At 54.4% G+C, this 12,232-nt stretch carries 11 protein-coding genes; 8 read left to right on the forward strand and 3 right to left on the reverse strand.

Annotated features, from left to right (window positions below; genetic code table 11):
* Nucleotide 1: 1 nt before the first annotated feature.
* Nucleotides 2-661: a TetR family transcriptional regulator C-terminal domain-containing protein gene (locus tag IMCC3135_RS07970; RefSeq protein WP_205737958.1), complete on the reverse strand. Its 660-nt coding sequence runs from the start codon at nucleotides 659-661 to the stop codon at nucleotides 2-4.
* Nucleotides 662-750: 89 nt separating this feature from the next.
* On the opposite strand from IMCC3135_RS07970, the gene IMCC3135_RS07975 reads away from it, so the two are divergent.
* The 8 genes from IMCC3135_RS07975 (at nucleotide 751) to IMCC3135_RS08010 (ending at nucleotide 10,613) form a co-directional block, all read left to right on the forward strand.
* Nucleotides 751-2,235 (forward strand): CoA-acylating methylmalonate-semialdehyde dehydrogenase, encoded by a 1,485-nt coding sequence (locus IMCC3135_RS07975; RefSeq protein ID WP_088917122.1) that lies wholly within the window; start codon nucleotides 751-753, stop codon nucleotides 2,233-2,235.
* A 69-nt stretch (nucleotides 2,236-2,304) separates the two neighbouring features.
* Nucleotides 2,305-3,552: a Zn-dependent hydrolase gene (locus IMCC3135_RS07980; RefSeq protein ID WP_088917123.1), complete on the forward strand. Its 1,248-nt coding sequence runs from the start codon at nucleotides 2,305-2,307 to the stop codon at nucleotides 3,550-3,552.
* 66 nt (nucleotides 3,553-3,618) lie between these two features.
* A complete protein-coding gene (gene hydA / locus IMCC3135_RS07985) occupies nucleotides 3,619-5,073 on the forward strand; it encodes a dihydropyrimidinase (RefSeq protein ID WP_088917124.1) in 1,455 nt (484 codons plus the stop codon).
* Between the two features lie 45 nt (nucleotides 5,074-5,118).
* Nucleotides 5,119-5,913: an ABC transporter ATP-binding protein gene (locus IMCC3135_RS07990; protein ID WP_088921743.1), complete on the forward strand. Its 795-nt coding sequence runs from the start codon at nucleotides 5,119-5,121 to the stop codon at nucleotides 5,911-5,913.
* Entirely contained in the window at nucleotides 5,914-6,795 is an 882-nt protein-coding gene (locus IMCC3135_RS07995; protein ID WP_088917125.1) for an ABC transporter permease, read from the forward strand. It abuts the gene before it with no gap.
* A 13-nt stretch (nucleotides 6,796-6,808) separates the two neighbouring features.
* On the forward strand, nucleotides 6,809-7,933 hold the full coding sequence (locus IMCC3135_RS08000; protein WP_088921744.1) for an ABC transporter permease: 1,125 nt from the start codon (nucleotides 6,809-6,811) through the stop codon (nucleotides 7,931-7,933).
* Nucleotides 7,934-8,025: 92 nt separating this feature from the next.
* Nucleotides 8,026-9,030, forward strand: coding sequence for an ABC transporter substrate-binding protein (locus IMCC3135_RS08005; protein ID WP_088917126.1), 1,005 nt, complete (start codon nucleotides 8,026-8,028; stop codon nucleotides 9,028-9,030).
* Nucleotides 9,031-9,377: 347 nt separating this feature from the next.
* Nucleotides 9,378-10,613 carry a multidrug effflux MFS transporter gene (locus IMCC3135_RS08010; protein WP_088917127.1) on the forward strand — a complete coding sequence of 412 codons (1,236 nt, stop codon included), beginning with the start codon at nucleotides 9,378-9,380 and terminating at the stop codon, nucleotides 10,611-10,613.
* 40 nt (nucleotides 10,614-10,653) lie between these two features.
* Here the strand turns inward: IMCC3135_RS08010 and IMCC3135_RS08015 are convergent, their stop codons facing one another.
* Nucleotides 10,654-11,565, reverse strand: coding sequence for a DUF368 domain-containing protein (locus IMCC3135_RS08015; RefSeq protein ID WP_205737959.1), 912 nt, complete (start codon nucleotides 11,563-11,565; stop codon nucleotides 10,654-10,656).
* 5 nt (nucleotides 11,566-11,570) lie between these two features.
* A complete protein-coding gene (locus IMCC3135_RS08020) occupies nucleotides 11,571-12,230 on the reverse strand; it encodes a phosphoribosyltransferase (protein ID WP_088917129.1) in 660 nt (219 codons plus the stop codon).
* Nucleotides 12,231-12,232 lie beyond the last annotated feature (2 nt).

Below are 12,232 nucleotides of genomic sequence, written 5' to 3' on the forward strand. Positions count from 1 at the left end.
TTCAGGGTGTCAGGCCGCGCATCAGAATCATCTTCAGTGTGCGTTCTGCATCGGTGTACAGATCCTCTTGTGACTGATCATTCAAGGCCTGAATCTGCGGGTCAAAGTCCGCATAGTGCTGTGTGGTGGACCAGATCAGAAATATCAGATGCAAAGGCGATACCGGGATAAGTTTGCCGTCATCAATCCATGCTTGTATTATTGCGCACTTGGCATCGACCAGGGTCTTCAACTCGTTGTCGAGAAAGGGGCGTATGACGGGTGCACCCTGCAGTATTTCATTGGCAAAAAGCCGGGAGGCGTAGGGGGCGTCGCGTGACAGATGCAGCTTCTGGCGTGCATATTTCCACAGCTCTTCGATAGGGTCCCCATCCGGATCCAGACTCTCCAGTGGGTCGAGCCAGACTGTGAGTGTGCGTGCCAGAACAGCGGCGTAGATATCTTCCTTTTTCTTGAAGTAGTACAGCACATTGGCTTTTGACATGCCTGCTGTTAGTGCAATCTGGTCAACGGTGGAGCCACGATAACCATTGGTAGAAAAGACATCCAGAGCGGCACGCACGATACGCGCCTCGTTCTGTATCTGGATGCGTGTTCGTTTCCGGGAAGAGTCCGATGTGGAGTCCCGTTTATTGTTGAGACTGATCCGATTGTTTGTCAAAGAGGTTGCGCAAATTGTTGACCAAGTGGTCAAGATACGATAGCGTGCGTGCAACCACAAGTAAAACTAGTGTAATCGAGAGTGCAACCATGATACCGAACCTGATAGGTGGGCAACGTGTAGAGACCAGCAGTGGTCACTCCCAGCCGGTTTATAATCCTGCTACTGGTGAAGTTATCGATCAGCTTGGCCTGAGTACGGCCGAGGAAGTTGCAGCTGCCGTGGAAGTTGCCGCAGAAGCATTTCCGGCCTGGGCTGCGACACCACCGCTCAAGCGTGCGGCTATCATGTTCCGCTTCAATGAGTTGCTGATAAAGCATGCCGATGACGTGGCTCGGGAAATTACTCGTGAACATGGAAAAACACACGACGATGCCCTGGGTGAAGTTCAGCGTGGTCGGGAAGTCGTGGAGTTTGTGTGTGGTATTCCACATTTGCTCAAGGGGGAGTTCTCCCGCAATGTCGGTCCTAATATCGATTGCTGGTCTGATCGCCAGGCGCTGGGTGTCTGTGCCGGCATTACGCCATTCAATTTTCCGGCGATGGTGCCCTTGTGGATGTATCCGGTCGCCATTGCCTGTGGCAATACCTTTGTCCTGAAGCCATCCGAGAGAGATCCCTCGGCGGTGATGATGGTTGCCGACCTGTTGCATCAGGCAGGCCTGCCACCGGGCGTGCTCAACGTGGTTCAGGGCGGCAAGGAAACTGTCGACGCTTTGCTGGATCATCCCAAGGTGCAGGCCATCAGTTTTGTCGGCTCGACCCCGATCGCCGAATATGTCTATAACCGTGGCACTCAGGCCGGTAAACGGGTACAGGCGCTCGGCGGTGCGAAGAATCATATGGTGATCATGCCGGATGCCGACATGGATCAAGCGGTGGATGCGCTGATGGGAGCCGGGTTCGGATCTGCTGGCGAACGCTGCATGGCCATCTCGGTTGCAGTGCCGGTTGGTGAAGAGACGGCTGACCGATTGGTCGCTGCTCTGCGACCACGGGTGGAAGCGTTGCGTATCGGACCTGGAGACGATCCTGATACGGAGATGGGGCCCGTCATTACGGCAGCTGCCAAGGAGAAGATAACCGGACTGATCGATTCAGGCGTGGATGCTGGCGCAGAACTGGTTGTCGATGGTCGCAATATTTCCTTGCAGGGCTATGAAAACGGCTATTTCGTCGGTGGTTCCCTGTTTGACAAGGTAACCACGGACATGCAGATTTATAAGGAAGAGATCTTCGGACCAGTTCTGGCGGTGGTGCGAGCCAAGCATTACGAGGAGGCGGTCAAGATGATCAACGACCACGAATACGGAAACGGCACGGCAATCTTTACACGTGACGGTGATGCGGCCCGGTCATTTACTGACAGCATTCAGGTGGGCATGGTGGGTGTGAATGTGCCCATTCCTGTGCCGGTTGCCTACCACAGCTTTGGTGGCTGGAAACGATCGCTGTTTGGCGATCATTCCATCTATGGGCCTGAAGGTGTGCACTTCTATACTCGCCTTAAAACCGTGACCAGCCGTTGGCCCACAGGGATCAAATCCGGAGCCGTATTTACTTTCCCTACCTGATTACAGGGCAGGGGATCAAGCAGCGAAATTTTCAACAGCAACATTATTCATTCAGCAAAAGGGCAGATCATGGCGATTACGAGCAATATGCGCATCAACGGCGAACGCTTGTGGGATTCACTGATGGAAATGGCTCAAATCGGGCCGGGTATTGCTGGTGGTAATAATCGCCAGACGCTGACGGATGAAGATGCAGAAGGCCGTCGCCTGTTCGAGCGCTGGTGCACTGAGGCAGGTCTGAGCATGGGCCTGGACAAGATGGGCACCATGTTCGCTCGGCGCGAGGGTACGGATCCGGATGCCTTGCCGGTCTATGTTGGCAGTCATCTGGACACACAGCCTACCGGCGGCAAATACGACGGTGTTCTGGGTGTCCTGGGTGCTCTGGAAATCATGCGCCAGCTCAATGACTTGAACATCAAGACCAAGCATCCGATCGTTGTCGTCAATTTCACCAACGAGGAGGGCACCCGCTTTGCTCCGGCCATGGTGGCCAGTGGTGTTTTTGCAGGTGTTCATACACTTGACTGGGCTTATGATCGGGAGGATGCCGAGGGTGTGCGGCTCGGTGATGAACTCAAGCGAGTCGGTTATCTTGGGGATGAAGAAGTGGGAGCTCGCAAGATGCACGCTTTCTTCGAGCTGCATATCGAACAGGGACCGATTCTTGAAAAAGAGAATCTGGATATCGGCGTCGTTACCCATGGACAAGGCTTGAAGTGGCTTGAAACAACACTGATCGGCAAGGAGAGCCATACCGGTTCCACGCCGATGCCTATGCGTGTCAATGCAGGGTTGGGTATGGCACGCATGACTGAGCTGGTCAACGAGATAGCCTTGAGTCACGCACCTGATGCTGTCGGTGCCATCGGTCAGTGCAATGTCTATCCTAATTCGCGCAATATCATTCCCGGTAAGGTGGTTTTTACCGTTGATTTTCGGCATCCGGATAAAGCCGTGATTGCCGACATGGAAGAGCGTTACCGGGCGGGTGCGAAAAAAATAGCCGACAAGATAGGTCTGGGCATGGATATCGAGGAGGTCGGTGGTTTCGATCCTGTGGAGTTTGATGCCGATTGTGTCAGTGCGGTGCGTAATGCAGCCGAGCGTCTGGGCTACAGCCACCGTAACCTGGTATCAGGCGCTGGTCATGATGCCTGCTGGATCAACCGCGTGGCCCCTACGGCCATGGTGATGTGTCCTTGCGTCGACGGTCTTTCACATAATGAGGCCGAAGAAATTTCTCTGGAATGGGCTGCCGCAGGAGCCAATGTTCTGTTTCACGCAGTCGTTGAAACCGCTGGCATTGTGGACTGAACCACGCAAGCCCTTAACAAATACGAACCCTTAGTAGAGACTACAGCTTAGGAGCCAGACAGCAACATGAGCAAGGTGATCAAAGGCGGCACAGTTGTTACCGCCGACCGAAGCTACACGGCAGACGTCAAGATAGAAAACGGTGTCATCACGCAGATTGGGGACAACCTGTCTGGTGATGAAATTCTGGATGCTACCGGTTGCTATGTCATGCCCGGTGGGATCGATCCGCATACTCATCTGGAAATGCCGTTCATGGGCACCTATTCAACGGATGATTTTGAATCAGGTACCCGAGCTGCATTATCAGGTGGAACCACAACGGTTGTTGATTTCTGTCTGCCGGCCCCGGGCCAGTCATTGCTGGAAGCTCGGCAGATGTGGGACAACAAGACCGTCAAGGCTTCCTGCGATTTTTCCTTTCATATGGCGATCACCTGGTGGGACAAGCAGGTGTTCGAAGAAATGGCAGCGGTGGTGGACAGTGGTATTAACACGTTCAAGCATTTCATGGCCTACAAGGGGGCTTTGATGGTCAACGATGAAGAGATGTACTCATCGTTCCAGCGTTGTTCTGCTCTGGGTGCCATGCCATTGGTGCATGCCGAAAACGGTGATGTCGTTGCCCAGTTGCAGGCCAGTCTTCTGGCGGAAGGCAACACAGGTCCCGAGGCACATGCCTATTCGCGTCCTCCTCAGGTCGAGGGTGAAGCGGTTAATCGTGCAGTCATGATTGCCGACATGGCAGGCGTACCTCTGTACGTGGTGCACGTCTCCTGCGAGGAGGCACATGAGGCCATCCGGCGCGCACGCCAAGCGGGCAAACGAGTCTATGGGGAACCGCTGGTACAGCATCTGACACTGGACGATTCGGAGTATGCAAACGCTGATTGGGACCATGCGGCCAGACGCGTCATGTCGCCACCGTTTCGCAGTTCCGTGCATCAGGACTCTCTGTGGGCAGGTCTGGCATCAGGTAGTTTGCAGGTGGTGGCCACGGATCATTGTGCCTTCACAACAGAGCAGAAGCGCCTGGGTCTGGGTGACTTTACTCAGATTCCCAATGGCACCGGAGGGCTGGAAGACAGATTGCCGGTCTTGTGGTCGCGTGGTGTCAACACCGGGCGTCTGACGATGAACGAATTTGTCGCAGTTACCTCGACCAATATTGCCAAGATACTGAATATGTATCCTAAGAAAGGCGCCATTCTGGAAGGTGCGGATGCCGATATCGTGGTCTGGGATCCGGAGCGGCAGAAGACAATTCGTGCCGCCTCGCAGCAGTCTGCCATTGATTACAACGTCTTCGAGGGTTTCGAACTCAAGGGGCTGCCGCGTTTCACTTTGACTCGTGGTCAGTGTGTCGTGACTGAAGACAAAGTGGAAACCGAAGAGGGACATGGCAAGTTTGTACCACGCAAGGCCTATCCGGCTGTCAATCGCGCCCTGTCGCAGTGGAAGGAATTAACCGCACCACACCCGGTCAAACGTGATCCTTCAAAGATGCCTGCTGGTGTTTGATCTTGGTAGAGTTCCGAGCCGGTGCACGGACCCGAGTTCACGGTCATGACTGAAGCTGCCAAAGTCATAGAAATCGACAAACTGTCGCTGGTTTTTCCCACCAGCGATGGTGATGTCCAGGCGTTGCAGGACATTGATCTGACAATCAATCAGGGTGACTTCGTCTCCTTCATCGGACCTTCCGGTTGCGGCAAGACAACGCTGCTGAGGGTCATTGCCAACCTTGAGCAGGCAACTGCCGGTTCAATCGAGGTTAATGGCATGTCGCCGGAAGAGGCACGGCTGGCAAGAGCCTATGGGTATGTGTTTCAAGCCGCCTCGTTGTATCCCTGGCGAACCATTGCCAGCAATATTGCCTTGCCGCTGGAAATAATGGGGCTGAAGGGCGATGCCATTCGAGCGCGTGTCGAGAAAAACCTGGAGTTGGTCGATCTTGCAGGTTTTGGCAAAAAATACCCCTGGCAGCTTTCAGGTGGCATGCAGCAACGAGCATCGATAGCCCGTGCGCTGGCGGTTGAGCCTGATCTGTTATTGATGGATGAACCTTTTGGTGCGCTGGATGAAATTGTGCGAGATCATCTCAACGAGCAATTACTGAAACTCTGGGCAAAGACCAACAAGACAGTTGTCTTTGTCACGCACTCCATTCCCGAAGCCGTCTTCCTCTCCAGCCACATCGTGGTGATGTCACCACGCCCCGGCAGAATCCATGAGATTATCGAGAGCAACCTGCCTGCAGAGCGTGATCTGTCGATTCGTGAAACTCCCGAGTTTCTGCAGCTGGCTCACCGGGTGCGTGATGGACTTCGGGCTGGTCACAGCTACGATGAGGTCGTCTGAATGGGATCCAGAGTCGGGACCGCCTTGTTTCCGGTCACAGTTGTTACGCTGGCCATCATTTTACTCTGGTACGTCGGGGCCGCATCGCTGAATCTGGCCTGGGAAAAAAGTGTTGCCGGGCGGGCAGGGACCACCCCATCCTTCATCAGCATGGTGCAGAACACCATGCATCAGGAACGTCCGGTACTACCGGCACCGCATCAGGTGGTGAGCGAAATTATCGACACCACCTTCAAGAAGAAAATCACCTCCAAACGCTCGCTGGTCTACCATGCCGGTATCACGCTGTCCTCTTCCATGCTGGGTTTTGCCATGGGCACATTGCTGGGGATTCTGCTGGCAGTGGCCATTGTCTATAACGAGGCGTTGAACAAGAGCCTGCTGCCGTGGATCATCGCCTCGCAAACGATTCCAATTCTGGCAATTGCGCCGATGATCATCGTGGTGCTTAATGCTGTCGGTGTGCAAGGCCTGCTTCCGAAAGCCTTCATATCAATGTATCTGAGTTTCTTCCCGGTGGCGGTGGGTATGGTCAAGGGACTGAACTCACCCGACAGTAGTTATCTGGACCTGATGCGAACCTACAACGCATCGAGCTTGCAGACTTTCTTCAAGTTGCGTCTGCCAACTTCCCTGCCATACCTGTTCACCAGTATGAAGATTGCTGTTGCCATCTCACTGGTTGGTGCCATTGTGGCCGAGCTACCCACGGGGGCCGTTGCTGGCCTCGGTGCGCGTCTGCTGGCGGGTTCCTATTACGGTCAGACAGTACAGATCTGGTCCGCGCTGGTTGTGGCCTCAATACTGGCAGCCACCCTTGTCGTGCTGATCGGCTGGTTGGGCGACTGGGTCAATCGTCGCATGGGGTTGGTTCGTGGATAAGGTCTCTGACAAGATGAGTCGTCCTCAATCACTAACCGGCAAGCCGGTTTTCCCTTATCGGGTCATGGAACGCATTCTGCTGACCGGGGCCGGCGGACTGGCTGTCGGCAGCTTGCTGCTGCAGGGACAGATCTTGTCCGGGCTGGGCATGGCATTGGTGTCATTACTGGCTTTTCGAGTGCTGACAAGGTCCAGACTGATGGCCGCCTTGCTTGTCGGTGGCGTATCGACGGTTGTCGCCTGGTCTTTGATCAGTCAGGTGGATCAGCCAGAGATGGTCAGCGCAGGATTCTGGTGTCAGGTGGTCGCCGCCTGGTTACTGGCATGGGCCTGCGTTGAGCAGTTGTCCAGTATTCATACATTGTCATCACTGTACCGCAGCATACTCGGGGTGATCATACCGGTGCTGTTTGGCGTGTGGCTGCTGATTTTATGGGAACTGCTGACTCGGGGGCTGGATGTGCCACAGGTTCTATTGCCCTCGCCAAGTCAGATAGGCGAGCGTCTGATGAACTCCACCAGCATACTCTGGGCAGATTTCAAGCAGACCTTTCTGAAAGCGGTATTGATCGGCTATGCCGTAGGTTGTGGGGCTGGTTTTGTGGTGGCGGTATTGATAGATCGATCACCGTTCCTGCAACGTGGTCTGCTGCCCATTGGCAATCTGGTTTCCGCCTTGCCGATCGTGGGTGTCGCACCAATCATGGTGATGTGGTTTGGATTCGATTGGCCTTCAAAGGCAGCTGTGGTGATCATCATGACTTTCTTTCCCATGCTGGTGAATACGGTTGCCGGGCTGGCTGCAGCTCAACCCATGCAGCATGATCTGATGAAAACCTATGCGGCCAGCTATTGGCAAAGCCTGTTCAAGCTTCGCATACCTGAAGCTTTGCCCTTCCTGTTCAACGCCTTGAAGATCAATTCCACGCTGGCCATGATCGGCGCCATTGTGGCCGAGTTCTTTGGTACGCCAACCGTGGGCATGGGCTTTCGCATTTCCACCGAAGTCGGGCGCATGAATGTCGATATGGTCTGGGCTGAAATCGCCGTGGCAGCGCTGGCAGGATCCATGTTCTATGGCCTTATTGCTTTACTGGAAAGAATGTTCACGTTCTGGCATCCATCTGTTCGCAGTTAATTCACACGTCTGCTTGGCTGGCGTGTATTGCGCAAGAGATGTCTGTCTGAGCAAGCTGTACCAACTTGTACCAACCGAGGATAGAAGCTAGCATGAAAAGGTTAAAACACTGTACGGCGCTGACTGTATTGGCGGCTGCATTGCTGGGCGCATCAGCGCAGGCAAGTGCGGCAGATAATGTTGCTCTGCAGCTCAAGTGGGTGACTCAAGGCCAGTTTGCAGGCTACTACGTTGCCCAGGACAAGGGCTTTTATGACGAGGCAGATCTGAACGTCACGATCAAGCCGGGTGGTCCCGATATCGCACCTCCGCAGGTCATTGTCGGTGGTGGCGCCGATGTTATTGTCGACTGGATGCCATCAGCACTGGCCAGCAGGGAAAAGGGTGTGCCGTTGGTGAACATTGCTCAGCCGTTCAAACGCTCGGGCATGATGCTGGTCTGCCTCAAAGAGAGTGGCATAACTTCGCCCGAGGATTTCAAGGGACGCACACTGGGCGTCTGGTTCTTTGGTAACGAGTACCCGTTTCTGAGCTGGATGTCGGCACTGGGTATCTCGACTGAAGGTGGGGACGAGGGAGTCACAGTCCTGAAGCAGGGTTTCAATGTCGATCCTCTTCTGCAGAAGCAGGCTGACTGCATTTCAACCATGACCTATAACGAGTATTGGCAGGTGATTGATGCCGGTATCACAGAGGACCAATTAGTCGTGTTCCCTTACGAAGAGCAAGGTGTGTCGACCATGGAAGACGGCCTGTACGTGCTGGAAGAGAATCTTGAAGACGATGCCTTTGTCGAAAAAATGGCTCGTTTCGTCAAGGCCAGCATGAAGGGCTGGGAATACGCACGTGAAAATCCGGACGAAGCTGCCGAGATCGTGCTCGAAAATGATGCCAGTGGTGCTCAGACTGAGAAACATCAGCGACGTATGGTTCGAGAAGTCAACAAGCTGACAGAAGGCACTGATGGCTCTCTGGACGAGGCTGACTACCAGCGTACTGTGCAGACGTTGTTGACGGGTGGATCCGATCCGGTCATCACGAAAGAGCCGGAAGGTGCATGGTCATCAGTGGTGACTGATAAAGCGCTGGAAATGTAGAGCCAGAGCCTCGTGAGGCAATGAATCAGTCTTTTAAAAACTAATATATTGTTTCACGGGTATTAAGGGCGTACTTTAGTGCGCCCTTCTCTTTGACATCCTCCCCCCTAAAACGAAGGGGATTCCTACAGCGCTCGGTATGGTTTTACCGTTCGCTTCGGTGGGTTCCTGTTTCATTGAGGCTGCTTGTGCTGCGTACTGCTGCAACTCAAGTCTAACGTCCCCTCCGCAGGCATAACACGGCATGTCCTGCCGCTGATAGAAATACTAACACAGCCCTAACGTTCGTTTACATCCCCGCCCTGAAGGACCGGGCTTTTCACTCAATCTGGTAAATACGGTATTTCATGTCCGAATCGACAAAAGTGGCTCCTGCTCTGGTCGTTGCAAAGCCCAGCATTGGCCTGGTAGTGGGCATTCTGGTACTGGGATCCAGCGTCAGTATCATGTCAACGGACATGTACACGCCCAGCTTGCCAGATCTGGCAAGCTGGTTCGATACCACAGCGACGCGTGTGCAGCTGACCATCAGCCTCAACATGCTGGCATTCGGACTGGCTCAGCTGATACACGGCCCCTTGTCGGATCGCTTTGGTCGCAAGCCGGTGCTGGTCGTGTCCCTGTTTGCGGTGGCCATTCTGTCGCTCGCCTGCGCAGCTGCCCAGAGCATCGATCAGTTGATTGTTGTCAGGATTCTGTTGGGTCTGGCGGCAGCGGCGGAGGCGGTGGTCGGGCTGGCCATCATCAAGGATCTGTATAGCGAAAGGGAACAAGTCAAGGCGATGGCCTTGCTCGGTATGGTGATTGCCGTGGCGCCAGCCATCGCCCCGGTGTTGGGTGGCTATATTCATGTTGTGTTTGGCTGGCAGGCAAACTTCTTTGTCATCAGTGGCATGGCCGTTGTTGCCTTGCTCTTTGTGATGCGCCTGCTGCCTGAATCCAGTGTGCCGGATCCTGACGCCTTTAAATTCTCTGTGATCATGCAAGGTTATTCGCGCTTGCTGCACAATTCAGACTTCCTGACTCATACCGCCATTCTGGGGGCGGCTCTGGGTCTGATATTTGTGTATGTCACCGGTGCGCCGTTTGTTCTCATCGAGATGCTGGGAGTTGCCGCGGACCAGTTTGGCTATTACCAGGCCAGTATCGTCGTGGCCTTCTTTCTTGGCAGCTTGCTGGCATCGCGACTCGCTGACCGTTGGGCTGCCATGTCCCTGTTGCGTCTCGGTGTGTTTCTGGTGTTGACCGGCGCCGCTGCGCTGAGTCTGGTTGTTTTTCTGGGGCAGACGGGACCTGTTCTGTTGACAGGCACGTATATGATCATGACTTTCGGTATGGGACCTCTGTTTGCCGTTGCCCCCAGTCGGGCGCTACGCTCCATTGAAGGTCAGGCTGGTACTGCCTCAGCCATGTTAAGTGGTATCGAACAGACAATGGCTGCGGCTGCCGCCGTATTGATCAGCCTCTTGAATGACGGTACGGCTCGACCGATGGCCTTGGTGACGATCGTGCTGGCTGTTCTGCTGATCGTGTTGTTTCAGCGCTCGAAGCGTGAAGACCAGTTACGCGCACAGATTACCTGACAGGGGAGTGCCTCCAACGGGGGAGGCGCTCCCGAGGCAGCTATTCCTGATCGTTGCTACTGCCTGCAACTTTCTCCATCAACATGATTGCTACGGCTCCTGCCAGTATCAATGACAGAGCAATCCAGGTGCTGGAATCGTTTAGCTGAGGCATGAACCATTCGTAACTGGTGACGACTTCGCGTGGAGGCTTGCCTGCGCGTTCAACGGTATGGGTAATGGCATTTTTCCATGGCCAGATAACCACCAGAGAGCCGATGACGAAACCTGTCATGACGGCCAGAGTCGCGTCAGCATAACGTTTGAAGACCCAGGCCAGTACGTGAGAGAAAACCACCAGACCGAAGGCACAGCCCAGTGCGAGGGGAATGAGTATGCCCAGTGAAAAGGAGCTGATGGCACCGAGTACCAGTGCATAGTTTCCCAATAGAATGAGAACGAATGAACCGGACAGGCCTGGCAAAATCATGCTGCTGATAGCCAGCACACCACACAGGAAGACATAGAGCATGTTGTCATTGGGTGAGGCGGGAGCCAGCATGGCGATGCCGACCGCAATCGCAGTCCCGATGAGTAGCGCCAGGTAGGTGGTGGTGCTCCAGCGGGATACGCCCCGTGCTACATAGAGTATGGAGAGCAGGATCAGACCGAAGAAAAAAGCCATCGTGTAGCTTTCATAGTGCTCCAGTAGAAACTCGAACAAGCGCGCCAGGGACACAATGCTGATGGCAACACCTGCAAGCAGCGTCGTCAACCACTGGCCGTCGACATGTGCCCAGCAGGCTTTCCATTCGCCTTTCAGAAACAGTCGTGCTGCGGTCAGGTCACAACGCTTGATGGCATTGATGAGTCGCTCATAAATACCGGTTATCAGTGCGATCGTACCGCCCGATACACCCGGGATAACGTTGGCCGCACCCATGGCAAGGCCCTTGAAGAATAATCCTGTCATGCCGTTCATGAGGAGCTTACATCGTCGAGACTGGCCAGCATTGGCAGCATCCAGGGCTTGTTGTTGCTGATTTCTTCATGGGTCAGACCGCTGAGCTCATAGGGCATGACGAGCCAGTCATCACTTGTATTCACGTAATAATCCGGTTTTAGAGTGGTGCGGTTGTGCGCAGGTTTGTACCAGGGGACAGCAATGCGTACGTCCGATGGCATATTGTTTTTCAGCCGTGATGTCAGGCGACTGATCACCGCACTGCTTGTGAGCCCCGAGCTGAATACATCATCGACAATCAGCAGGGAGTCGTCCCGATCCAGTGTATCGAGCAAATACTGCGTGCCGTGAATGCGAATTTCAGTTTCCGGGTTGTCTACCATTTGCTGGTAGCTGGCCAGGCCACGGTAGGATGTCCGGATGGCAATATGATCGGTGGGTATACCGATGTATTGCAGGCATTCCTGCACCGCAATGCCGACTACGCTGCCGCCGCGCCAGAGACCAACGATAAAGGTGGGACGGAATCCGCTTTCTGCGATCTGCACGCCAAGACGATAGGCGTCCTGCAGCAGGTCCGTCTCAGTGACGTAGTGTTTTTCTTGCACTGTCGAGAGCCTGTGGTGGTTGAAGAGAAGATGGGTCGGCAGTTTACCCAATTTGCCAGCTCGCATGG

The sequence above is a fragment of the Granulosicoccus antarcticus IMCC3135 genome, assembly GCF_002215215.1.
Lineage (GTDB): Bacteria > Pseudomonadota > Gammaproteobacteria > Granulosicoccales > Granulosicoccaceae > Granulosicoccus > Granulosicoccus antarcticus.

What these genes read in the sequence shown, in the direction of transcription:
- IMCC3135_RS07975 (WP_088917122.1), top strand. Translation starts at nt 751, where the DNA reads ATGATACCGAACCTGATAGGTGGGCAACGTGTAGAGACCAGCAGTGGT.
- IMCC3135_RS07980 (WP_088917123.1), top strand. Translation starts at nt 2,305, where the DNA reads ATGGCGATTACGAGCAATATGCGCATCAACGGCGAACGCTTGTGGGAT.
- hydA (WP_088917124.1), top strand. Translation starts at nt 3,619, where the DNA reads ATGAGCAAGGTGATCAAAGGCGGCACAGTTGTTACCGCCGACCGAAGC.
- IMCC3135_RS07990 (WP_088921743.1), top strand. Translation starts at nt 5,119, where the DNA reads ATGACTGAAGCTGCCAAAGTCATAGAAATCGACAAACTGTCGCTGGTT.
- IMCC3135_RS07995 (WP_088917125.1), top strand. Translation starts at nt 5,914, where the DNA reads ATGGGATCCAGAGTCGGGACCGCCTTGTTTCCGGTCACAGTTGTTACG.
- IMCC3135_RS08000 (WP_088921744.1), top strand. Translation starts at nt 6,809, where the DNA reads ATGAGTCGTCCTCAATCACTAACCGGCAAGCCGGTTTTCCCTTATCGG.
- IMCC3135_RS08005 (WP_088917126.1), top strand. Translation starts at nt 8,026, where the DNA reads ATGAAAAGGTTAAAACACTGTACGGCGCTGACTGTATTGGCGGCTGCA.
- IMCC3135_RS08010 (WP_088917127.1), top strand. Translation starts at nt 9,378, where the DNA reads ATGTCCGAATCGACAAAAGTGGCTCCTGCTCTGGTCGTTGCAAAGCCC.
- IMCC3135_RS08015 (WP_205737959.1), bottom strand. Translation starts at nt 11,565, where the DNA reads ATGACAGGATTATTCTTCAAGGGCCTTGCCATGGGTGCGGCCAACGTT.
- IMCC3135_RS08020 (WP_088917129.1), bottom strand. Translation starts at nt 12,230, where the DNA reads ATGCGAGCTGGCAAATTGGGTAAACTGCCGACCCATCTTCTCTTCAAC.